The sequence below is a fragment of the Halomonas sp. NYA30 genome (assembly GCF_976980765.1).
The window spans coordinates 3,934,825-3,958,198 of the sequence record NZ_OZ334477.1 but is presented as its reverse complement, the minus strand read 5'-3'; the positions used below and the strand labels follow the sequence as shown (position 1 = coordinate 3,958,198).

Below are 23,374 nucleotides of genomic sequence, written 5' to 3'. Positions count from 1 at the left end.
CTTGTCTTACGGGAGTCATGTGTCATGCGCCGCTTCGATTTCGTCACTCTTAAGCTGTTTATCTCCGTGGCAGATGAGGGGCGCCTGACCGCCGCCGCTGAGCGTGAGCATTTAGCGCTCGCCGCGGTGAGCAAGCGGATCAGTGATCTGGAGGCGCTGGTAGGTACCACGCTGCTGTATCGTCGCCCGCGCGGTGTTGAGCTGACGCCCGCCGGGCAGGCATTTTTGCACCATGCTAGACGTATTCTGGATAACATCGAGCGCCTGCATGCGGAACTCAGCGAGTACGGCGAAGGCGTGCGCGGCCATGTGCGTATCCACTCCAATACCTCGGCGATCATTGCTTTTCTTCCCCAAGATCTCAGCGCTTTCTCCCGGCTTTATCCCGAAATTAAGATCGATCTTCAGGAGCGAGTCAGTAGCGAAATCATTGCCGCCGTTCGCGACGGGCTGACCGATATCGGTATTTTCGCTGGGCATGTGGCGGCGCCTGATCTCCAGCAGCTCTCCTATCGGCATGACCGACTCGTGTTAATGACGCCCATTGATCACCCCTTGGCTGAGCGTGAAAGCATCGCTTTTAATGAAGCGCTGGCTTTCGATTTTATTGGCTTACAGCAGGACGCCTCGCTGCAATCGCTGTTGAATGAACAAGCTAACCTGGCAGGCAAAGCGCTGCGTATGCGCATTCAGGTACGTAGCTTTGACGCTATTTGCCGGATGATTCACCACGGCATGGGCGTTGGCGTACTCCCTGAGCAGACCATCTATCGTGATCTGGGGGATTTGCAGCTCAAAAGCATCCCGCTTAGCGACCCTTGGGCCCAGCGTGAGCTGGTGATTGGCATGCGCCGCTACGCCTCTTTGCATGTCACTGCGCGACACTTGGTAGACCACCTTACCCAGAAGGCGGGCGAGGACTAATTGCAAAAGTCTGCAAATGGCTTCGTGCTTCGTGAAAGCTGGCAAATATCTTGTGGTGGCAAAATGCCTTGAGCAGCGGCGCTGAAGTATGCCTTCACAGCCTATTGAGAGGGCTTTTGAAAGAGCAGCGAAGGCGGTCAGGTATTCATCTTTGGTCGTATGGCTGCAAGCACCTCGGTCAAAAAGCGCGTCATACCGACGTTTCTAGCCATCGTATTTAACGAAGTCATCCTTCTTGAACGTCGATTTGAGCCCGTCGGCTGCTTGTTTCAAGATCAGGCAAGCGACATAAAGCTCTTGCCTACAGGAGCTATAAAGAACCACACCCAATAACGACAACCGTAGAGAGTCATCCCATGCGGAAACAACTGTTTGCCACGCTGGCTACCCTAGGCATGCTAACGACGGCCCCGTTCGTTTTAGCTAACCCAATCGAAATTCAAGTTAACAACACCATGAGTGAAGGCGGCTCGGAAAGCGCCGCGGTGGAACGCTTTGCGGAATATTTAGAGGAACAGGCCCCCGGGCGCTTTGAAGTTCGCCCCTTTTTAGCGGGTTCTCTGGGCGGTGAGAATGCCGTGTTGGAACTCCTTAATCTGGGCCAAACCCAGCTCTCCTTGACCGGTGGTAACTGGCGTCAACAGTATGCGCCTGAATACGACGCCATTACGGTTCCCTTCGTTTTCACTACCTGGGATGAAGTCGACGCCTATATGGAGAGTCCTTCCGGCCAAGCGCTGGTCGAGAAAGCAGAAAGCCAGGGCGGGTTGAAATATTTTGGCCTGCAGCACCGCGGTCCACGGCATATGACCGCCAATAAAGAGATTCATACCCCGGCGGATCTGGATGGCTTCCGCCTGCGCCTGCCCTCACTGCCGGTATGGTTGGAAGTGTGGGAAGAGATCGGTGCTCAGGTAGTCAACGTGCCGGCACCCGAGATTTATCTCGCCATGCAGACCGGCCAGGTCGATGGCCACGAGAACTCGCTCTCCTCGCCTTATACCCGTCGTCTATGGGAAGTGCAGGACTACCTGATCATGACCAGCCATGTGCAGTTTCCGTGGAGCTGGGTAGCTAGTTCTCGCTGGTGGGATGGCCTAGAAGAGGAAGATCAAGCGCTGATCGAAGAAGCCATTGAGGTGGCACGCCAGTATGGTTCAGAGCAAGAACGCGAACTCGACGAGTTCTATCTGGAAGCCCTGCAGGATGAAGGCATGACCGTCATTGAGCCGGATGTTGCGCCTTTCCGCGAGGCAGCGTTACCGGCTATCGATCGTGTCATGGCTGACATGGCCGAGGGCGTTCGTGAAGATGCGCTGGGTAACGACAGCGAGTAAAACGCGCTGGACAGAAATTGCGGCGGCCCATCGGGCCGTCGCTTTTCTTCATTACAAATAAGTTTTCATGTAAGACTAAAAAGCAGTCAGGGTAAGGAGTTCTCCTGTGGAAGACGCGGTAGCGCCCAATAAGGGGCCGGATCGAATTGCTTTCTATACGCTGCGCGGTGTTACACGCCTGTGCGATGGGGTGGGCGTGGCGCTGATGGCCGCCATTCTGCTGCTGATCGTGGCGGCCGTAATTGCCCGTGACCTGCTGGGGCTAGGCATGCCCTGGACCGAAGAAGTGGCGTCTATGCTGGCGATTTACGCGATTGGCTTCGGGTCGCTATCCGCCTGGGTACGCAGCGAGCATCTGGTGGTCGATTTGTTCAGCCATAAGCTTTCCGGGTTGGGAAAGAATATCCAGTACCGGCTCACCGCGCTGATCTCCTGCGGCTTTTTTGCACTGGCCGCCTGGGGGGCTTGGATCATGTCCGATATGAGCGCCAACAATAAAACCGTTTCGCTAAGTATCAGTTTCAGCTACCTCTATTACGGCATCTTTTTCAGCTTTGTGGGCATGGCGCTGATTGCCCTCTGGCAAATGCTGCGCGGCCCGGTGGCGTGGTTGGAAACGTCCCATGAAGAGGAGGCCTCTCAGCCATGACCGAACTACTGATTTTCGTCGGTGGCCTGTTAGTTCTGATGGCCATTGGCTTGCCCGTGGTGGTCGCCATTGGCGTGACCTCCTTTATCGCCTTGGTAGCGACCGGCACCGGTGGGCTACCCGTCGAGCTGCTGCCGCTGCGCATGGTGCAAACCCTCAATAACTTTACCCTGCTGGCGATTCCACTGTTTATTCTGGCCGCTAACATCATGAATATTGGCTCCACGACGACGCGGATTTTTGATTTTGCTACCGCGCTGGTGGGTTTCACCAAAGGTGGCCTTGGCCACGCTAACGTTGTGGCCAGCTCCATTTTCGCCACCATGTCGGGCACCGCGGTCGCCGACGCTGCCGGGCTGGGCAGTATCGAAATCAAGGCGATGAAAGAGCGTGGCTACGAGTTGGGTTACTCAACCGGTATCACTGCCGCCTCCAGCGTGATCGGGCCAATTCTGCCGCCCAGTATCGCGCTCGTGGTTTATGGCTGGCTGGCCAATGTGAGTATTGGCGGGCTGTTCATGGCGGGGCTGCTGCCGGGTATCTTGATGGCGCTGCTGCTAATGGGCATGACCGTATTGCTCTCTGCCAGCGGCCGGGTGGTAATGCCCAAACCCACGCCCTTTGACGCCTGCGAAGTCGTCCGTACCGGTAAGCGCGCTATTCTGCCTTTGATGATGCCAGCGATTATCGTTGGCGGTATCTGGGGTGGTTTTTTCACCCCGACGGAAGCTGGCGCCATTGCATCGCTTTACGCGGTGATTCTGGGCGGCCTGGTGTATCGTGACTTGAATTGGCGGGACCTTTTCAGCGCCTTTCGCCGCACCCTGATGTTCAGTGCGGTCATTCTGCTGATTATCGCGGTCTCCAGCTTCTACGGCTGGATACTGGTACGCATGGGGATTCCTCAGGCGTTAGCGGGCCAGGTCGCCAGCATCGATATGCCGATGTTTGCGTTGCTACTCTGTTTTGCGCTGTTCTTTTTGCTGATCGGCTGCTTTATGTCAGTGATCGAAAGCATCCTGATTTTTACCCCCATTGTGGTGCCCGCAGCGCTAAGCGCCGGATTAGACCCTGTTCACTTCGGTATCGTGATGGTGATCACGCTGTCGGTGGGGGTCATTACGCCGCCATTTGGCACGGTGCTGTTTTTAATGGTGGGCATTACACGGCTGCGTTATGGCCAAGTGGTGACCGCGATACTGCCGTTCCTGCTGCCGATCATAGCAACTATTTTGCTGTTGATTGCCGTGCCAGGGTTGGCCACTTGGCTGCCAGATATCATGGGGTACTAATTCAGAAGGAGCCCGTATGAAAATGCCGCACAACGCGTTTAAGCAACAGCTACTGGCGGGCCAACCCCAAACAGGAATTTGGCTCGGCTTGACCAGTGCTTACACCGCTGAGATTGCCGCCACGGCGGGCTTCGACTGGCTACTGATCGATGCGGAACATTCCCCTAATGATCTAGCCAGCCTACTTGCTCAGCTGCAGGCGCTGGCCCCCTATCAAAGCCACCCGGTGGTACGTCCACCCACTGGCGATGCGGTGCTGATCAAGCGTTATCTGGATATTGGCGTGCAGAACCTGCTCATCCCCATGGTCGAGACTGCCGAACAAGCGGCTGAACTGGTGGCGGCTACGCGCTACCCACCCTACGGGATTCGCGGCGTTGGTCATGTGCTGGCACGTGCCTCGCGCTGGGGGCAGGCAGAAGATTATCTCTCCTGCGCCGATGACGAGATTTGCCTGATGCTGCAAGTGGAGAGCCCCCAGGCGCTGGCTAACCTGGAGGCCATCGCCGCAGTAGAAGGTGTCGATGGGGTGTTTATTGGCCCGGCGGATTTGTCGGCGTCAATGGGGCATCTCGGCAATGCCAACCACCCTGAAGTGACAGACGCGATTAGTGACGCCATTAACAAGATACGCGCTGCGGGCAAGGCAGCGGGTATCGTCACGGTGGACGAGCAGGCCGCCCGCGGCTATCTCGCCGCGGGCTGTACCTTCGTGGGTGTCGGCATCGATACGCTGCTTTACGCCAATGCATTGCGCGGTCTAGCGGAGCGTTTCAGGCAGGAATGAACCAAATAGTGTGAACTACGCTGGGGCTTACTCCCCAGCAGGCAAAATTCTGCCTGGGTTCATCAGCCCCTTGGGGTCGAACAGCGCTTTAACGCCGCTGACCATCTCACGCTCAATCGGCGATAGCCGCGCCAGATAAGGCGCTTGCTTGGTGCGGCCAATGCCATGCTCAGCGCTGATGCTGCCGTGGAAGTCATCCAGCACCTCAAAAAGACGCTCTTCAAGCTCGTGCAGATGGGCTTTCTTATCGCTATCCGCCATTGCCGTGGGCGGTAGGATATTGAAGTGCAGATTGCCGTCGCCTACATGGCCGTAGGCAATAATGTCGCACTCGGGTGACGCCGCCATCACCACCTCGCTGGCCCGGCTAACGAAGTCGGGAATCGATGAGATGGGTACCGAAATATCGGTGCGCAGATGCTCGCCGCGCCGCCTCTGGCCTTCCAGCATGCTTTCGCGGAACTGCCACAGCTGGGCGGACTGGGTGTCACTGCCAGCCAGCGCGCCGTCCAGCACCAGCTCGCGTTCCATGCCGGTTTCCAGCAGCGCTTCCAGTAAGGCGGTCAGGTCCACGGGGCCCGTGGCGGCGACTTCCATCAGCACGTACCAGGGGTAGGCGCTATCCAGCGGGTCGCGCAGTTCCGGGGTCGCTTCGATCGCCAGCTCAATACAGCGGCGGGGAATCAGCTCGAAAGCCGTTAGCAGATCGCAGCACTCTCGGCGTGCCAAACCATAAAGGTCAATCACCGCCTGAACGGAGGGCAGTCCCAGCAGCGCCGTCCGGTTTTGGGTGGGGCGCGGTGATAGTTTTAACACCGCCCCGGTGACGATGCCCAAGGTGCCTTCGCTGCCGAGGAACAGCTGCTGAAGGTCGTAACCGCGATTGTCTTTGTGCAACGCATTCAGGCTTTCCCAAACGCGTCCATCAGGCAGCACTACTTCAAGGCCCAGCACCAGCTCGCGCATCATGCCGTAGCGCAACACGTTAAGTCCGCCTGCGTTCGTCGCGATATTGCCGCCAATCTGACAACTGCCTTGAGCCCCTAGCGAGAGGGGAAAGTCGCAATCATGATCAAAGGCGGCCAGCTTAACGTTCTCAAGGATGCAGCCCGCGTCTACTGTGATGGTGAAGTTGACGGGATCAATGGCGCGCACATTGTTTAGGCGTTCCAAGCTGATCACCAGCTCCTGGCCATTGGCGGCGGGCAAGGCGCCTGCCACCAGGCCGCTATGGCCGCCCTGGGGTGTCATCGCGACACCTTGTGCATAGCAGCGCTTTACTACCTCGGCGACTTCAGCGGTATTGGCCGGGCGAGCCACGGCCAGCGGCATGCCCAGCGTATCGCCTGCCCAGTCGCTCACGTAGCGCGCCATGGTGTCCGGTTCGCGCAGTAACCCCCGCTCGCCGAGCAGGCTGGTTAACTCATTTAGAAAGGTGGTGGTGTCGGTCATTAACGTTCTTCCTGCCAGGCTGCACCCTCAGGGAAGCGGTGCTGTGCTTGGGATTCTACGTGCATGGCAATGCTGTACCCCGGCGCTTCGGGCACCTGGTAGCGGCCACGGTTGATGACTACCGGGTCGATAAAGTGCTCGTGAAGGTGGTCTACGTACTCCAGTACGCGGCCTTCAAGGCTGCCGGATACCGCAATGTAGTCGAATAGTGAGATATGTTGGGTGTATTCGCATAACCCAACGCCGCCGCCATGGGGGCAAATCGGCACGCCGAATTTAGCGGCCATCAGTACCACCAGAATGACTTCGTTTAGTCCGCCCAAGCGTGCTGCATCAAGCTGGCAGTAGTCGATGGCATCCGCCTGGAAGAACTGCTTGAACATCACCTTGTTGTGGCAGTGCTCGCCAGTGGCGACGCCGATAGGCGCAACCCGGTGGCGGATTTCGGCGTGGCCGAGAATATCGTCAGGGCTAGTGGGCTCTTCGATCCACAGCGGATCAAACTCGGCCAGTCGGCGCATCTTGATGATCGTCTCGTCGACTTCCCACACCTGATTGGCGTCCATCATCAGCACGTTGTCCCAGCCGATCTCTTCGCGCAGTAGCGCCGCACGGCGGGCATCCTCTTCGATGTCGCCGCCAATTTTCTGTTTGAAGTGAGTCCAGCCTTCGGCCAGCGCTTCACGCGCCAGGCTGCGCACTTTTTCATCGCTGTAACCCAGCCAGCCTGCTGAGGTGGTGTAGCCGGGGTAGCCTTCACTGCGCATTTCAGCTTCCCGTGCTGCTTTTCCAGGAGCTTGGCGGCGTAGCAGGCAGATCGCTTCTTCTGGGGTTAGTGCATCCGTCACAAAGCGGAAATCAAGGCAGCGCACCAGCTGTTCCGGCGTCATATCCACCAGCAGTTTCCACACCGGCTTGCCTTCTTTTTTCGCCCACATATCCCACACGGCGTTGACGATGGCCGCTGTGGCTAAGTGAATCGCGCCTTTATCGGGGCCGATCCAGCGTAGTTGGCTGTCGCCGGTGATTTCCCGCCAGAAAGTGCCCATGTTGTCGGTAATTGAGGAAAGCGTTTTCCCTTCAATGAGCGGCGCCAGCGATTGCAGTGCTGTAACGACAATTTCGTTACCGCGACCAATCGTGAAGGTCAGGCCATGGCCTTCGGGGCTGCCGTCATCGGTGTGCAGGATGACGTAGGCGGCGGAGTAGTCTGGCGCGGCATTCATGGCATCCGAGCCATCCAGCGAGCGCGAGGTGGGGAAGCGAATGTCTTGAATCTCGACGCGAGTAATCGTTGTCATTGTGCTCTCCTTGGCGGTGTCATGAGTGGTGTGTTGAGTGTCAGTATCAGCGGCGCGCTAAGTGGCGCATCAGTTCGCGAATGCCGTAGGTCCAGGGCGGTAGCTGATCGCTTCTGCCTACCCGGTTGACCAGTGCGCCCAGGGCTGGGGTGGCGATGGTGACGCGATCACCCAGGTGATGGGTAAAGCCCTGGCCCTGGCCGTCGCGGTCCTGAATCGGCGAGAACATGGTGCCCAGGAACAGCATAAAACCATCCGGGTATTGGTGGTGGGCGCCGATGGTTTGGCTAACCAGATCCAACGGGTCGCGGCTGATCTCACGCATATCGCTTTCGCCCTGGAGCAGGAAGTCGTCGTCTTCGCCCTCGATACGTAGCGACACCTGGCAGTTGCGCACGCTGTCGATATCGAAGTGGTCGTCAAACAGCCGAATGAACGGGCCGAGTGAGCAGGAGGCGTTATTGTCTTTCGCCTTGCCGAGTAGCAGGGCGCTGCGCCCCTCGACGTCACGCAGGTTGACGTCGTTGCCCAGCGTGGCGCCGCGCACCTGACCGTGGCTATCGACGGCCAGCACGATTTCGGGTTCAGGATTGTTCCATTGAGAGGAGGGGTGCAAGCCCACTGGGGTGCCAAAACCCACCGATGAGAGCGGCTGGGATTTGGTGAGCACTTCGGCGTCAGGGCCGATGCCGACTTCCATGTATTGTGACCACCCACCGCGCGCCTGAAGCGCCTTTTTCAGCGACATCGCCTCTTCAGAGCCCGGGGCGATCTTGGAAAGGTCGGTGCCGATCAACGACTGTAGATCGTTACGCAGATCAACAGCGCGCGCCGGATCACCGCCTGCTTGCTCTTCGATCACACGCTCCAAAAGGCTGACGGCAAAGGTGACGCCGCACGCTTTAACGGCCTGTACATCACAAGGCGCAAGCAGGTAGGGCGCCTGGGGTTGGGATAACTGAGAGTTTTCCAGCAGTGCTTCGACACTGCACAGATGGGGCCCTTCCGCCCGTTGCACGACTTCCTGTAGATCGTCGCGTTCCAGCAGGTCAGCCATGGTGGGGCCAAAGGCGGTAATGTCGATGACCTGGCCGTTGTTAACAGTTACCAGCGCGGGGCCGGGGTGGCTGCCCTCGAGCCAAACGCGGCCAACCAGCAGCGCGTTACCCAGGTCGGCGGGAAGTGTGTCCATCGATGAAAGTGGCTTCATGTGCGTCTCCATTCGTTCTTAAAATTAGCTTTTTATAAGTCGTTATTAAACGTTAGCAGTGGTGTCGGCTGGCGGTTAGTACGCCATGGCCTATCATGTTATAGATGTCGTGTTGTATGACAGGTATGCCAGTTAATGGCTTACTTTAGCGCACCGCTCCATTTCGGGTCGATAGTTAAATCTTTCGCGATGACTCCGGTGCGCTAAGTACAACGCTCACCATAAAACAAAAAGTGGTCAGGAGAATGGCATGTTAGACGAGTGGAAAGGTAAGCGAGTATTGATCACCGGTGCCAGCCGTGGCATTGGCGCGGCGGTTGCGAAACAGCTGGGGGCGTTGGGAGCGCACGTCGCGGTGCACTATCACAGCAGTGAAGCGCCCGCGGAGGCAGTAGCCAAGGCGATTCGCGATGCGGGTGGCGACGCTTTTACCCTGAAAGCAGACGTCAGCCACACTAGCGAGACCCAACAACTGGTCGATGAGGCCGCCGAGCGTCTGGGCGGTTTAGACCTGTTGATCAATAACGCTGGCGACATGCTGGGCCGTGTTGGTTTAGAGGAAATGGACGATGATCAATATGACCGGGTCATGGACCTCAATGTTCGCTCGGTTGTCATGGCCAGCCGCGCAGCGCTGCCGCATTTTCGCCGCGCAGGCGGCGGAAATATTATTCACACCACCTCGATTGCCGCGCGTAATGGCGGCGGAGGTGGCGCTGGGTTATACGCCTCTGCCAAAGGCTTTGTGAGTACCATCACCCGCAATATGGCCAAGGAGCTGGCGGGAGATAATATCCGCGTTAACGCCGTTGCCCCTGGCACCATTGCCACCGATTTTCATGATCGTCACTCAAGCGAGGCGCACCTCAACGCAGCGCGGGCATCGATCCCGATGGGCCGCTTGGGCACGTCGGAAGAGTGTGTCGGGGCTTATGTTTTCCTCGGAACAGAGACGCTAAGTGGCTATGTCACCGGGCAGATCATCGAGGTCAACGGCGGGCAGCTAATGCCATGAATAGCTCGCCACCTGTTGAACGTCAAAACGGTTACGACATTGCGATCACCATGGGCGATCCTGCCGGTATCGGCCCGGAGATCATTTGCCGCGCCTTGAGTGCCATGTCCGCTGCTGAGCGCGCCACGGCGATGGTCATCGGTGACCCGGCGATTTATCGCCGGGCAGCGGCGAGTATTGGCGCCGCGCTTGAATTCGTGCCACTGGAGCAGGCAGAAAGCGGTAAGGATCATGTGGCGGTCGGTATTGTCGAGCTGCCGAAAGGCGTTGAGATTCCCGATGGTCAAATCAGCGCCGGGGCGGGTGATATGGCGTTTCGCTGCGTTCACAAAGCCGTGGAATTGGTGCAGGCGGGGCGAGCGAAGGTGATTGTGACCGCGCCGCTGAACAAGGCCGCACTGCATGAAGCCGGGCACCATTACGATGGCCATACCGGGATGCTGGCATCGCTGACTGGAGCGCCCTCGTCGTTCATGCTGCTGGCATCTGAGACGCTCTCGACGCTGCATGTTTCCACCCACGTGTCACTACGCGATGCGATCGACCGGGTTACCCCCGAACGCATCATTGCCACCGTTGAGGCGGGGCATGCGCATCTGCTCGCGTTGGGCATGAAGGATCCGCGCATTGCCGTGGCAGGCCTCAACCCCCACTGTGGCGAAGGGGGTATTTTTGGCGACGAAGATAGCCGCTGTATCGCTCCGGCAGTGGAGCGCTTGCGCGAGCGCGGTTTCGATGTGAGCGGGCCTATCTCGGCGGATACGGTGTTTTACCGCGCCTCAAAAGGCGAATTCGATTTGGTCATCGCCCAGTATCACGACCAGGGGCATATCCCCGTCAAACTGATTGCTTTTGATACTACGGTGAATGTCAGCCTCGGCTTGCCGCTTCAGCGCACCTCGGTAGATCACGGCACCGCTTTTGATATTGCCTGGCAGGGCAAAGCCGATGCTACCAATATGGGGTCAGCGATTGCCTACGCCCGTCGATTAGCCAGTGGCGCCAAGGCATGAGTAGCTGCCGGTTGGCGATTATTGCCGACGACCTCTCAGGCGCGCTGGACACGGCCGCCCCATTCGCCGCGCGGGGCGCAGATGCCCGCGTGGTGATCAGCCTGGAGGCCTTAGCTACAACGCTGGAGACCTGGCAAGGCCAGTGGCCAGCGGTTATCGCGGTGAATACTGAGTCGCGCCATCTTCCATCCGAGGCGGCGGCGCTTAGGGTGAGCGAAGCAGTGCGTTTGCTCACCCGAGTAGCGCCGCAGCAGTGGTTCAAGAAAGTCGATTCCACCCTGCGTGGTCAGGTAATTGCAGAGTGCATGGCACTGCGAGAAGCGCTTGGTTTTCCCCTGTTGCTGGCACCCGCCGTACCGGCCCAGGGGCGAACAGTGCGTCATGCCGAAGTGTGGGTGGATGGCACTCCACTGGCTGATACCACCTATCAAAAGGATGCCCGATCTACGCCCCTGGTCGGCCCGATTGATCTGGCATTTGCCGCCAGCGGTTTGCCGCTACAGCGCTATCAATCTGGACGTGAGGTTCCGCTCCCTAGCGGAGACTGCATCGCCGATGCCGAAAGCGATGAGGCGCTTTCAGCGCTCTATCAGTGCGTGCTGAGTGCTGGCAATCACTGGGCCATGGCGGGTGCAGCGGGGCTGGCAACGGCACTGGCCAAGAACCTTTGCGGATCAACCGATGCTCCTTTTCGCTCGCTAAATAACGTCGAAAATGTGCTTTATGCCGTAGGATCTAGAAGCCCGCGCGCTGCCGAACAGCTCCAGCAACTGCGCCTGCGCTTACCCGCTTTGGCTGTTATTGAGGCCAGTGGTGACACGTATCTCCACTCTGCAATGGGTGTCTGTGCCGTGGTGCCTGGAGAAGATGGAAAAGATGAAGAGCGAACGGCAAGCCAAGTAGCCGAGGCGATGGCTGCCCACGTGGCTGAGATGACGTCTGCTTGGCGAGGCGAGGAATCGAGTTTGCTGTTTTTAACCGGAGGCGATATTGCCATGGCCGTGCTCTCGCAGCAGGGTGTGAGCTACATCAACGTAAAGGCTGAGTGGTCGCCAGGGGTCGCGCTGGGATGTATGGATGGCGACTCGCGGCGGCGGGTGATGACGAAAGCGGGCGGCTTTGGCGATCCACAGCTGCTAGTGCGTTTACATGAACAGCTCACTCCGCCGTCTTAGTAGTCATCAACATGATGAAAACCCTTATCGGGAGGGTTGCGCAATGGTGGGCGACCAACTAGGTTTGAAATAGGGTGGTATGACACGTATATAGCACTATGATCGGTTACGTTGCTACTGCCACTCGCACTATAACCAACAACAAATCCAATGGTTGTGAGGAGTACACGATGAGCCACAAAAGCCAACGCCATATCAAAATGGCCCGCTTGCTGACCGCCACTCTAATCGCTGCAGGCATCGGTTTTACCGCTGCGGCTCAGGCCGCCGAAAATCTGCGCTTCGCCCACGTTTATGAAACCTCTGAGCCCTTCCACAAATGGGCGCTATGGGCCGCTGATGAGATCGAGGAACGAACCGATGGCCGCTACACCATGCAGGTGCATCCTGCCTCATCGTTAGGTAAAGAAGAGGATATTAACGAAGGGCTTGAACTGGGCACTGTGGACGTTATTTATACCGGCACACAGTTTGCTGGACGCGCTTACGGCCCTATCGGCATTGCCGGTGCTGCTTATATGTTCCGCGACTTTGATCACTGGCAGGCCTTTGCCGACAGTGACCTATTCAAGGAGATTTCCCAGGGCTATCAGGATCAAACAGGCAACGTTCCCCTGGCGCTCAACTACTATGGCGAGCGTCATGTCACTTCCAATGAGGCAATCAACGAGCCGGCGGACATGGAAGGCCTGAAGATCCGCGTTCCCAACGCGCCGATGTATATGATGATGCCCGAAGCCGTTGGCGCAAACCCCACCCCCATCGCCTTTGACGAGGTCTATCTAGCACTGCAACAAGGCGTGGTAGACGCACAGGAAAACCCGCTACCTACCATTCGTGCCAAGGCTTTCCACGAAGTGCAGGATTACATCAATCTGACCGGCCATATCACCGACTCGTTAATCACTATTGTCGGCGGCCCACGTTGGAACCAGCTCTCCGAAGAGGATCGTGAAATATTCCGCGAGGTTTTCCAGGAAGCCGCCGAGAACAACACTAAGGATATCCTCAAATCCGAGGAAGAGTTGGTGGCGTGGTTCGAGGAGCAGGGCAACACGGTTAACGAAGTGGATCGCGACATCTTTCGTGAAGCCGTAGTGCCTGCCCACAATGGCGACGCTGCCACGTGGGATGAGGAAACCTACGAGCGTCTTCAGGCTATCGGCCAGTAATCCAACCCTTGGTTAGCAGCACTCCGCTCTTGATCGGGCGGAGTGCCTGGAGCTTGGTGCCATGAATGATACGCGAGAAGACGCCGCGCCAATCGGCGATCCCATGATCGATTTTGAATCCGCCTTTGATGATGCTCCGTTTAGGCTAAGTGATTACCGGATTGAAGATTTGGTGACCCTTATCCTCTTTTGGGCGCTGATTTTAGTGGTGTTTGCCCAATTTTTTAGCCGCTACGTAATGGGTGACTCTATTGGATGGACTGAGGAGATAGCCCGCTATTTGCTGATCGGAGTGGGCTTTATGGGTAGCGTGATGGCTGCCCGCAATGGCAGCCATATCATGGTGGAGTTTTTCTACCATTATATGCCTGCGTGGCAAGCCCTTTTGCTGGAGCGGCTCGTTAACCTCGTAAGTCTTAGTTTCTATATAGCGATGGCATGGGTGACTTACCAACTGGCATCCCGCACCAGTAGTTTGATGGTCTCCATCGACCTACCCAAGAGCATTATCTATTTCACCGTGTGCGGGGCGTTTGTACTGATGGCGTTTCGCACCGTGCAGCGGCTTTATTTGAAGTATCGGGATCGTACCAATGATGCGTGAAGGGTGGTTTCCGGTCGTGCCATTTTCATTGAGAGGTTTCCCATGTCCCGAATTTCCTTGATGCGCTGGCAGACGCCATTGGTGTCCCCGCTGCTGGCGGCGTTGGCAGTGTTGGGCTGCGTGATCTTACCGCTGATGGGCTACCATCTTGCTTTTTTGTTTTTCGCGCTATTCACCATGCTGGTGCTGGGCGTGCCGATTGCCATCAGCCTAGCGGGCGCCTGCTTGATGTTTGTGCTGATTACCGGACAAGTCCCCAATATCGTGGTGGCCCACCGCATGATTAACGGCATCGACAGCTTCCCGCTGTTGGCGATTCCGTTCTTTATCTTTGCCGGTAGTTTGATGAACAACGGCGGCATTACCGAGCGGATCTTCAATTTCGCCAAGGCTCTAATGGGCTGGATGCGCGGTGGCCTGGGTCACGTCAACGTTGGTGCCAGCATTGTGTTTTCCGGAATGTCGGGGGCTGCTGTGGCGGATGCCGGCGGCCTAGGCATGATTGAAGTCAAGGCGATGAAAGACGCTGGCTACGATGAGGAGTTCGCGGTAGGTATTACCGCTGCTTCCTCTACCATCGGCCCGATTATTCCACCTAGCCTACCCATGGTGATTTACGGCGTGATGGCCTCGGCCTCGGTGGGCCAGCTGTTCGCAGCGGGGCTGATTCCAGGACTGCTGATGGGCGCCATGCTGATGCTGATGATCTTCATTATCTCGCGTCGGCGTGGCTATCAACGCGACGCGGTGTTCTCGATGCGCGTGCTTGGCCATACCTTTAAACGGGCTTTCTTATCGCTGATGACGCCGATCATTATTGTTGGCGGGATCATCACCGGGGCTTTTACACCCACTGAGGCCGCGGTAGCGGCGGTGTTCTATGCGCTGCTTCTGGGCGTGGTTGTTTACCGCACGTTGACTTGGCGCAAGCTGCTGAAAGTCAGTATGGAAACCATCGAGACCACGGCGGTCATCCTGTTTATTGTCTCCTCGGCATCGATTTTTGCCTGGATCCTCACCAGCAATCAGGTCACCCAGAACGTGATTGCTCTAATGGGCCCCTTTGCTGACAGCAAGTTCGCCGTGCTGATGATGGCCAATATCGTGTTGATTATCGTTGGCTGTTTTATGGAAACCATCGCCGCAATCACTATTCTGGTGCCGGTGCTGCTGCCCATGGCCGTTGCCGTGGGCGTCGACCCGGTTCACTTTGGGGTGATCATGGTGCTCAATTTAATGATAGGGCTGCTAACCCCGCCGGTCGGCATGGTGCTTTATGTGCTTTCCAGGGTCTCTAACGTCAGCTTCGAGCGCTGCATGCGCGGCACCATGCCGTTCCTGATTCCCTTGGTCATCTGCCTGCTATTGGTGACCTTTATTCCGGCGATCTCCATGTGGCTACCCACACTTATTTATCGCTAGGTTGTGCCGGTAACGGATTAATATTAAGACCAGGAGTATCTAACCCATGAGTGATACGTTGCCAGGTACGTTGCAAGAGTTTCGCGTGAACCGTGAAGACCTTAGCCGTTTTATGCAAGCCGCGTTGGCGGCTACGGGAGCTGATCAGGCATCAGCGGATGCAGTAACCCGAGCCCTTGTCACTGCTTCGCGGATGGGGACCGATAGCCACGGTTTACGGCTGTTGCCCCACTATTTGCAGGCCCTCAAAGGGGGGCGTATTAACGGCGCCCCCAACATGGTGTTTAACCAGCGCCTAGCAGCCACGGGCTTTTTAGATGGGGATGACGGGTTGGGCCACTTGGCGGGATACACCGCTATGGAGCACGCCACTGCCATGGCCGAAGTGACAGGCATCGGCGCTGTGGCGGTGGGTAACTCATCGCATTTTGGAGCAGCCGGGTGCTACGCGCTGGCGGCGGCGGAGTGTGGCTATGTGGGGATGGCGTTCTGCAATTCGGACCCTTTTGTGCTGCTGCATGAGGGCGCCAAGCCCTTTCACGGCACCAACCCCATCGCCTTTGCGGCGCCGGTAGCGGGCGAGTCGCCTTACCTGCTGGATATGGCGACCAGCTCGGTGCCCTGGAATCGTGTGCAGCAGTTCGGTGCGATTGGCCGCGAGCTGCCGGATCAGGTGGCGGCGGATGCTGATGGAAAGGTGAGCCGCAACCCCAGTGAAATCGCTGCACTATTGCCGTTAGGTGGCAATGGCTTTGGCTTTAAGGGCGCAGGACTGGGGGGCATGGTGGAGGTTCTGAGTTCGATGCTGTCGGGCATGCAGCATGGCTTCAAGCTGCTGCCCATGGGCGGGCCAGACATGTCGACGCCACGCGGGGTAGGGCATTTCTTCCTGGTCATGAAGCCAGATGCGTTTGTGGAGGCGGGCACCTTTGCGCACGGAATGGCCGAGTACCTAGCCGACCTGCGTGCCCAGCCTGCTGCACCCAATGCCCAGGTAATGGCGCCTGGGGATCGTGAATGGCGCTGCCAAGCCCAGCGCGACGCCGAAGGTATTCCGCTCGATTCTGCCAATCAAATAGCCTATGCCGAGATCGCCGAGCAGTACCAAATAACGCCGCTCTCTCAGCTGGTTTGAAGGATAATGACGAGAAATGCAGTAAAATGGCGGCGAATTCCAGGTTAACCAGGGGTGACTGCCTATGAGCAGATACCGGATCGAGCGTAAAACGCTGTCCGAACAGGTCGCTGAACAGCTCGAGGCGGAGATTCTCGAAGGGCGGCTAAGTGAAAATGATCAATTGCCGTCAGAACGGGAATTGATGGAGCAGTTTGGCGTTGGCAGGCCCGCCGTGCGCGAGGCGCTTTTCCACCTGCAGCAGCTTGGGCTTATCGCTATTAATAGTGGCACACGCGCCAGGGTGATTCGTCCCACCGCCGATGCAGTGATGGCCAGGCTTTCTGGCGTCACCCGACAGCTGCTTTCCAAGCCCGATGGTCAGCAGTATTTTCAGGAAGCGCGGGCCATGTTCGAGATATCCCTGGCACGCTACGCGGCTCGCCACGCCAGCGAGGAGGACCTTGCTAGGCTACATGCTGCATTAGCGGATAACCGCGATGCCATTGGTGACGAAGCGCGCTTCAAGCGCTCTGATAACGACTTCCACGGCGTGTTGGCCAGCATTGGCCGTAACCCCATCTTCGATGCCATTCACGTGGCGCTTTCCGAATGGCTTGATGATCGCCGTGCGCTGGTGTTGCAGCAAAAAGATGAAGATAAAGCCGCGACCGCTGCCCACACCGAAATCATTGCTGCCATTGAGTCCCGCGACCCGGATGCGGCCGAGGCGGCCATGCGGCGCCACCTCGATCGTCATTACGGCACTTATATGCAACTAAAAAAGCGCCTCTCGGACGCTTCTTAATGCTTTATAGGCCATATAAATAGTCCTGCCGCCTTTTTTATTCGGCGGCAGGGATGGCATCACTCGGTCATTGTCGATTCAGCAATCTCTTGGAATTCAGCCACGAGATCTTCGCCAATGCGCGGTGCCCACTCTTCGTAAACAGGCTGCACAGCTTCCTGGAAAGCGGCAATCTGCTCGTCATTAAGACGGGTGATTTGCATGCCACGTTCTTCAAGCTGCTCGCGCGCCCAGTCGTCGTACTCGCTGGAAAGTTGGATTTCGTAATCGGCAGCCTGCAGCGCGGCTTCCTGAACAAGTTCCTGATATTCAGGGTCGAGTTCGTCCCAAGTACGCTGAGAAATCATTTTAATAAAGGGCGTATAGACGTGGCGGGTTTCGGAGCCATAATCCTGCACTTCATGGAAATTGGACGTCAGAATGGTGCTCCAGGGGTTTTCCTGACCATCCACTACGCCCTGCTCCATGGCAGAGAACAGTTCACCAAATGCCATGGGGGTGGGGTTGGCGCCCAGCGCTTCCCAAATAGCTAAGTGCACCGGGTTTTCCATGGTGCGAATCGACAAGCCGCGAACATCTAGACCCGCCACATCTTCTGGGGAAGTGACTTCCCGGGCGCTATTGGAGAGCTGGCGGAAGCCATTTTCAGAGAACGCTAGTGCTTTCAAGCCGGTGCCATCGAACGCGTCAAGCATCTCCTGGGCAGCATCGCTGCGCATGGCCTTAACGGCCGCTTCACGGGTGGGCAGCAAGAACGGTAAGTCGAAAACCGCCAGTTCTTCAACATAGCCCGTGGCGGGAGAAGAGGAAGGATAGGTCATATCCAGCGTGCCGGTCTGCAGCATTTCCATCATCTGCACGTCATCGCCAAGCTGGCTATTAGGGAAAATATTAACGGTAATGCGCCCTTCACTGCGCTCGTCAAGAATATCCGCAAAATATTGGCTAGAGAGGTATTGTGGCGAGCTTTCGGCCAACCCAAGCCCCATGCGTAACGTGACGCTACCGTGGTCACCTACGGTGTCGCCCTCAATCTCCGGCGGGTCGGATAGATCGGGTGTTTGCGCGTAAACCATGCCTGAGCTGAGCAGCGTAGCGCCGGTCACTAACAGAGTGCGCTTCCAAAGATAATGCATAATCGTCATTCTCCTGGCGTGCTGTAGGCCGCTTTACTAAGGGAGTCTTCTAAGCGAGCTACAGCGTGGTGGCTGTTGTTGTTGTCTGGCAACGGCGCTGGCTTTAACGCGTCAGCACCACAACCCTTAGGTGAATGTGTAACGTTTTTCGTATATGTTCAACATATACTTTTGTATGTATCGACGCCGCATTAAAGAAAGCGTACCTTCGTGGCAATCTTTCTTTGTTTATAAGAACGGTTTGTAAAAACCGTTCCTACAATAGTTCTTACGACCGTTCTTACAACCTTTACTTTAGGCGTGGAGTGTCCCCATGGCCAATTTTCAACGCATAACGCCTGAGCAGCTGCGTTCACGCTACTGGTTTGATAACCCTGATCACCCCGGTACCACGGCGCTGTGCATTGAGCGCTATCTCAATTACGGCATCACGCTGGATGAGTTGACCAGCGGTAAGCCGATTATTGGTATTTGTCAGTCGGGTTCGGATTTAACCCCGTGTAACCGCCACCATATTGATTTGGTGAAGCGGGTTAAAGACGGTATCCGCGCCGCAGGCGGCGTGCCGTTTGAATTTCCCATGCACCCGATTCATGAGAACGTGCGCCGCCCCACCGCGGCGTTAGATCGAAATCTTGCCTATTTGGGCATCGTGGAAGTGCTGCACGGCTACCCGTTAGATGGTGTGGTGTTAACGACTGGCTGCGATAAAACCACGCCGGCTGCGCTGATGGCGGCGGCAACGGTGAATATCCCCGCTATCGTGCTCTCCGGTGGGCCGATGCTAAACGGCTGGCGCGGCGCCGAGCGAGTGGGTTCCGGCACGATTATCTGGGAGCTACGTAAGCGCCTGGCAGCGGGCGATATCGACTACGCGGAGTTCCTTTCCCGCGCCAGCGATTCAGCCCCCTCGATAGGCCACTGCAACACCATGGGCACCGCCTCTACCATGAACTCCATGGCGGAAGTGTTGGGCATGAGCCTGCCTGGTTCTGCAGTGATTCCCGCGCCTTATAAAGAGCGTGCGATGGTCGCCTATGACACCGGCACGCGGATTGTCGATATGGTCTGGGAAGATCTGCGCCCGCTGGATATTCTGACCCGCGAAGCGTTTGAGAACGCGATTGTGGCGTGTTCCGCGCTGGGCGGTTCCTCTAACGCGCCGGTGCACATTAATGCGATTGCCCGCCATGCGGGGATCGAGATTAACAATGATGACTGGCAGCGTTTAGGCCATGAAATCCCGTTGCTGGCCAACGTGATGCCTGCTGGCGCTTTCCTGTGTGAAGAGTTTCACCGCGCTGGCGGTGTGCCGGCAATTCTCCATGAACTGCAAACGGCCGGTAAGCTGCACGGCGATGCCCTGACGGTCAACGGCCGCTCGATAGGCGATAATCTACAGGGTCGTGAAACCCAGGACCCCGATGTGATTTGTCGCTACGGCGATCCGCTGGTCGAGCACGCAGGCTTCCTCAATCTCAAGGGCAACCTGTTCGACTCAGCGCTGATGAAAACCAGCGTGATTTCCCGGGATTTCCGCGAGCGCTTCCTCAATGATCCCAACGATCCGGAAGCCTTTGAAGGCAAGGTCGTGGTGTTTGACGGCTCGGAGGATTACCACGCCCGTATCGATGACCCGGCGCTCAACATCGACGCCCGCACCATTCTGGTCATGCGCGGCGCAGGCCCGGTTGGCCACCCCGGCGGTGCCGAGGTCGTCAACATGCAGCCGCCAGAAGCGCTGATCAAACAGGGCATTGAATCGCTACCGTGCCTGGGCGATGGCCGCCAGTCAGGCACCTCTGGCTCGCCGTCGATCCTTAATGCCTCTCCAGAAGCCGCTACTGGCGGCGGCCTGGCGCTGCTGGAAAGCGGCGATTGGCTGCGGGTCGATCTTAAGCGTGGCGAGGTACAGCTTTTGATTGAAGCGAGTGAACTGGAAGCCCGCCGGACGCGTTTGGCCGAGCAGGGTGGCTACCGCTACCCTGGTCATCAGACCCCTTGGCAGGAAATTCAGCGCACGATGGTCGAGCCGCTGGATCGCGGGATGACCCTGGAACCCGCTACCAAATATCGCGATGTCGCTCGCCAGCATCCGCCTAGAGACAATCACTAAAGGATTTGTTACCACACATGAGTCGTTGGAGTACCTTTTCGCATCGTCAGCAGGGGCTGCTGTTGACCGGCGGCGGCGCGATAATCATGGCGCCGGATGCCTTGCTGATCAAGGTAGCTGACCTGCCCGACGCGGAAATACTGATGTGGCGCGGTTTTCTCTCCGGGCTGGGTTTTCTGCTGATTGCCTTGGCTCGCTATGGCCGAGGCACGCTGGCAGCCTACCGTCGCTGTGGCTGGACCGGCATCGCCGTGGCGCTGCTATTCAGCCTGACCACCTGTGGCTTCGTGCTGGGCAACCAGTACACCAAGGCAGGCAACGTGCTGATGATACTGGCTAGTTCGCCGATTATCGCCGCTGTTCTCTCCTGGATTATCCTCAAAGAGCGGTTGCCCAGGCGTACTTGGCTGGCAATTTGTCTCTGCATGGTGGGTATAGCGATGATCGCGCTGGATGATGCGGGTGCCGGCTCGTGGGTGGGGAACGCTTTCGCCTTGATGGCAGCAACCACCCTGGCCATTAACTTCACTCTCTGCCGCACGCGGCCGGGGGTGGACATGAGCCCGATGCTAGTATTTAACGGACTTGTCGTCGGTAGCGTTGCGGGAATCTTTTGGCTGGCGGGCAGTGAACCGAGCCTGCCAGCCACCAACCAACTCGCCGTGGTTATCCTGCTGTGTCTGATTATCGTGCCCTGCGGGGTGACGCTACTACAGCGCGGGCCGCTCTATCTACCGTCTGCGGAAGTGGGCCTACTGCTATTGCTTGAAGTGGTGGTGGGGACGCTATTAGCTTGGTGGATTTTAGGCGAGCAGCCCGCGCCGATCGCCATGGTCGGCGGCCTTCTGGTACTGGGCACACTGAGTGCGAAGGGCCTCTATGAAAGGCGCCTTGAGCTACGCATGCGCGCCGGATTTGAACCTGCCTCACCGATAACAGTAGACCGGTCAAGTACGTTATGATGGGCAGGAATCGAAATAGGGTCTTAACGTAGTGACGTCATCTCTCAGCAAGCCAGCCGCTCGCCCCAGTATCGCCGAATACCTCGCCGAGGAGATCTTTGGCGGGCGCTATCATCCCGGCGATCTTGTGCCGCGTGAAATGGATCTATGTGAACGCTTTGCGATCAATCGCTCGGCGGTGCGCAGCGACCTGCGCCAACTGGTGGAGGCGGGCATTATCGAGCGTATCTCTGGGCATGGTTCCAAAGTACGCGAGTATTCAGAGTGGCATATTCTCGACGCTCAGGTGACCGACTGGCTGACCCGCTACGCCGCCCCCAATCCGGAAATACAGCGCGAAATCCTCGCCTTTCGTTTGGATGTAGAACCCTATGTGGCGATGACCGCCGCCAAGCGCGCCAAGGCGCGGGATCTGGTGGCCATCGAAGAAGCCTTTGAAGGGCTGGGGCAGAACCTGCGCAATGCCACCTGCGAAGAGGAGCGGCGGCTGCATAGCGAGTGTGATGTTGCCTTCCATGAGGCGATCTTCAAAGCGACCCACAATATTGTCTGGGCGCAGCTATCGCATATCCTGCGGCCCTCTATCTTTATGCTGGTATCCATGTCCAACGAGAATGCCGTTGACCCCGATGAAAGCCTGGAGCGTCATCGTCAGCTGATGGAGAGCATTCGCCTGCGCCGCCCCCGCGAAGCATTTTTAGCGGCTCAGGCTGTATTGGCAGGCACCGCCGCTGCGTTGGGCTTAGAGCACAGCGCCAGCTCACTGGGCCGCAGTGTCGAGTTGCCCCATAACACCCATTGACCTGACCCCTCTTAGCCACTTTCAGTTAAGCGATTCTGGGTTCGTTGCTTTCGTTAAAACGATTCTTCCCTTACAACGATTTTCTCTTAAAACGATTATTCTCTTAAAACAGAGGCAAGCGTATGTCTGACTTCAGCTCTGGCTTTAAGCTCGGCCTGGTGGGCGTGGGCAAAATTGTTCGCGACCAACACCTACCGGCAATCGCCGCCACTCCAAACTGCCACCTTGTGGCCACAGCAGACCCCCACGCCTCACTGCCGGATTCACCTGCTTATCAAGGCCTGGAGGCGATGCTTGACGCACATCCTGACATCACCGCCGTCGCCATTTGTACGCCAACGCATTTGCGCTATTCACAGGCGCGAGCAGCGTTGATGCGCGGTAAACACGTACTGCTGGAAAAACCGCCAGGGGCGACGTTAAGCGAAGTAGAGGACTTGATTGCCTGCGCTAAGCTACAAGGCGTCAGCCTGTTCGCGGCTTGGCACTCGCGCTTTGCGCCCGGCGTCGTGCACGCACAGCAGTGGTTAGCCGACCGTCAGGTGCAGCGGGTTGAGATCGAGTGGAAGGAGGATGTGCGGGTGTGGCATCCGGGGCAGGCGTGGATCTGGCAGCCTGGTGGCATGGGCGTGTTTGATCCCGGTATTAACGCGCTATCGATTGCGACTGAAATCCTACCTCAACCGTTTTTTCTGCAACAGGCGCGGCTGCTAGTGCCGAGCAATGCGCAAACGCCGATTGCGGCGGAGCTCTTCTTTACAGATCCTGAAGGCGCAGCCATTGCGGCAGCCTTTGACTTTCGTCAGAGCGGTCCGCCCACCTGGGATATGCATGTCGAGAGTAGTGATGGCAGTCGCTTGAGTCTTACCCAAGGCGGCTGCTGCTTGATGATTGACGGCGAGCTCGTGGTGGAAGCCGAAGAGCGCGAGTACCAAGGCCTCTACGCACGTTTTGCTGAGCTAATCGCAAACAGGCGCAGCGAGGTAGATGTTGCCCCGCTACGCCAAGTCGCCGATGCGTTTCTATACGGTCATCGAGAAACCACCGACGCCTTCATTGAGTAACGTCTTGAGTGACGCTGGT

At 57.5% G+C, this 23,374-nt stretch carries 21 protein-coding genes; 17 read left to right on the top strand and 4 right to left on the bottom strand.

Features of this window, described 5'->3' with window-relative positions; translation table 11 throughout:
- Positions 1–24: 24 nt before the first annotated feature.
- The 5 genes from ACWI0H_RS18370 to hpaI all read left to right on the top strand — a co-directional run bounded on the left by ACWI0H_RS18370 (position 25) and on the right by hpaI (position 4,989).
- The gene (locus ACWI0H_RS18370; protein ID WP_101148072.1) at positions 25–924 is read left to right on the top strand and encodes a LysR family transcriptional regulator; all 900 of its coding nucleotides are present in this window, start codon (positions 25–27) and stop codon (positions 922–924) included.
- Positions 925–1,280: 356 nt separating this feature from the next.
- A complete protein-coding gene (locus tag ACWI0H_RS18365) occupies positions 1,281–2,261 on the top strand; it encodes a TRAP transporter substrate-binding protein (RefSeq protein ID WP_485874172.1) in 981 nt (326 codons plus the stop codon).
- Positions 2,262–2,367: 106 nt separating this feature from the next.
- The gene (locus ACWI0H_RS18360) at positions 2,368–2,910 is read left to right on the top strand and encodes a TRAP transporter small permease (RefSeq protein WP_485874171.1); all 543 of its coding nucleotides are present in this window, start codon (positions 2,368–2,370) and stop codon (positions 2,908–2,910) included.
- Positions 2,907–4,202: a TRAP transporter large permease gene (locus ACWI0H_RS18355; protein WP_485874170.1), complete on the top strand. Its 1,296-nt coding sequence runs from the start codon at positions 2,907–2,909 to the stop codon at positions 4,200–4,202. Before ACWI0H_RS18360 ends, ACWI0H_RS18355 begins: the two co-directional genes overlap by 4 nt.
- Positions 4,203–4,218: 16 nt before the next feature.
- Positions 4,219–4,989, top strand: a complete 771-nt coding sequence (gene hpaI, locus ACWI0H_RS18350) for a 4-hydroxy-2-oxoheptanedioate aldolase (RefSeq protein ID WP_485874169.1) — start codon at positions 4,219–4,221, stop codon at positions 4,987–4,989.
- A gap of 27 nt (positions 4,990–5,016) precedes the next feature.
- Here hpaI and ACWI0H_RS18345 read toward each other — a convergent pair whose 3' ends face one another.
- Genes ACWI0H_RS18345 through ACWI0H_RS18335 form a run of 3 tightly spaced genes read right to left on the bottom strand, consistent with a single transcriptional unit; the run spans position 5,017 to position 8,952 of the window.
- A complete protein-coding gene (locus ACWI0H_RS18345; protein WP_485874168.1) occupies positions 5,017–6,441 on the bottom strand; it encodes an FAD-binding oxidoreductase in 1,425 nt (474 codons plus the stop codon).
- On the bottom strand, positions 6,441–7,742 hold the full coding sequence (locus tag ACWI0H_RS18340; RefSeq protein ID WP_336273865.1) for an L-fuconate dehydratase: 1,302 nt from the start codon (positions 7,740–7,742) through the stop codon (positions 6,441–6,443). Before ACWI0H_RS18340 ends, ACWI0H_RS18345 begins: the two co-directional genes overlap by 1 nt.
- Before the next feature lie 46 nt (positions 7,743–7,788).
- Positions 7,789–8,952 (bottom strand): fumarylacetoacetate hydrolase family protein, encoded by a 1,164-nt coding sequence (locus ACWI0H_RS18335; protein WP_485874167.1) that lies wholly within the window; start codon positions 8,950–8,952, stop codon positions 7,789–7,791.
- Between the two features lie 250 nt (positions 8,953–9,202).
- On the opposite strand from ACWI0H_RS18335, the gene ACWI0H_RS18330 reads away from it, so the two are divergent.
- The 8 genes from ACWI0H_RS18330 to nanR all read left to right on the top strand — a co-directional run bounded on the left by ACWI0H_RS18330 (position 9,203) and on the right by nanR (position 17,275).
- A complete protein-coding gene (locus ACWI0H_RS18330) occupies positions 9,203–9,967 on the top strand; it encodes an SDR family NAD(P)-dependent oxidoreductase (RefSeq protein WP_176304021.1) in 765 nt (254 codons plus the stop codon).
- Positions 9,964–10,980, top strand: coding sequence for a 4-hydroxythreonine-4-phosphate dehydrogenase PdxA (pdxA, locus tag ACWI0H_RS18325; RefSeq protein ID WP_485874166.1), 1,017 nt, complete (start codon positions 9,964–9,966; stop codon positions 10,978–10,980). Before ACWI0H_RS18330 ends, pdxA begins: the two co-directional genes overlap by 4 nt.
- Entirely contained in the window at positions 10,977–12,155 is a 1,179-nt protein-coding gene (locus tag ACWI0H_RS18320) for a four-carbon acid sugar kinase family protein (RefSeq protein WP_485874165.1), read from the top strand. The genes pdxA and ACWI0H_RS18320 overlap by 4 nt, the downstream gene beginning before the upstream one ends.
- 170 nt (positions 12,156–12,325) lie before the next feature.
- Positions 12,326–13,327, top strand: a complete 1,002-nt coding sequence (locus tag ACWI0H_RS18315) for a sialic acid TRAP transporter substrate-binding protein SiaP (RefSeq protein ID WP_008959416.1) — start codon at positions 12,326–12,328, stop codon at positions 13,325–13,327.
- A gap of 61 nt (positions 13,328–13,388) precedes the next feature.
- Positions 13,389–13,931 carry a TRAP transporter small permease gene (locus tag ACWI0H_RS18310; protein WP_101148060.1) on the top strand — a complete coding sequence of 181 codons (543 nt, stop codon included), beginning with the start codon at positions 13,389–13,391 and terminating at the stop codon, positions 13,929–13,931.
- A gap of 42 nt (positions 13,932–13,973) precedes the next feature.
- Entirely contained in the window at positions 13,974–15,353 is a 1,380-nt protein-coding gene (locus ACWI0H_RS18305) for a TRAP transporter large permease (protein ID WP_008959418.1), read from the top strand.
- A 46-nt stretch (positions 15,354–15,399) separates the two neighbouring features.
- Positions 15,400–16,488 carry an Ldh family oxidoreductase gene (locus ACWI0H_RS18300; RefSeq protein ID WP_485874164.1) on the top strand — a complete coding sequence of 363 codons (1,089 nt, stop codon included), beginning with the start codon at positions 15,400–15,402 and terminating at the stop codon, positions 16,486–16,488.
- A 64-nt stretch (positions 16,489–16,552) separates the two neighbouring features.
- Complete coding sequence (gene nanR / locus ACWI0H_RS18295; protein WP_008959420.1) at positions 16,553–17,275, top strand: transcriptional regulator NanR; 723 nt, start codon at positions 16,553–16,555, stop codon at positions 17,273–17,275.
- A 59-nt stretch (positions 17,276–17,334) separates the two neighbouring features.
- On the opposite strand, the gene ACWI0H_RS18290 is transcribed toward nanR, so the two are convergent.
- On the bottom strand, positions 17,335–18,411 hold the full coding sequence (locus tag ACWI0H_RS18290; RefSeq protein ID WP_485874163.1) for a TRAP transporter substrate-binding protein: 1,077 nt from the start codon (positions 18,409–18,411) through the stop codon (positions 17,335–17,337).
- Between the two features lie 313 nt (positions 18,412–18,724).
- Here ACWI0H_RS18290 and ACWI0H_RS18285 point away from each other — a divergent pair, with 313 nt between their 5' ends.
- The 4 genes from ACWI0H_RS18285 to ACWI0H_RS18270 all read left to right on the top strand — a co-directional run bounded on the left by ACWI0H_RS18285 (position 18,725) and on the right by ACWI0H_RS18270 (position 23,355).
- Positions 18,725–20,527 (top strand): IlvD/Edd family dehydratase, encoded by a 1,803-nt coding sequence (locus ACWI0H_RS18285; RefSeq protein ID WP_485874162.1) that lies wholly within the window; start codon positions 18,725–18,727, stop codon positions 20,525–20,527.
- A 17-nt stretch (positions 20,528–20,544) separates the two neighbouring features.
- Complete coding sequence (locus ACWI0H_RS18280) at positions 20,545–21,489, top strand: DMT family transporter (protein WP_035561426.1); 945 nt, start codon at positions 20,545–20,547, stop codon at positions 21,487–21,489.
- Between the two features lie 31 nt (positions 21,490–21,520).
- A complete protein-coding gene (locus ACWI0H_RS18275) occupies positions 21,521–22,291 on the top strand; it encodes a FadR/GntR family transcriptional regulator (RefSeq protein ID WP_008959424.1) in 771 nt (256 codons plus the stop codon).
- A 122-nt stretch (positions 22,292–22,413) separates the two neighbouring features.
- Positions 22,414–23,355, top strand: coding sequence for a Gfo/Idh/MocA family protein (locus tag ACWI0H_RS18270; RefSeq protein WP_485874161.1), 942 nt, complete (start codon positions 22,414–22,416; stop codon positions 23,353–23,355).
- Positions 23,356–23,374: the final 19 nt, after the last annotated feature.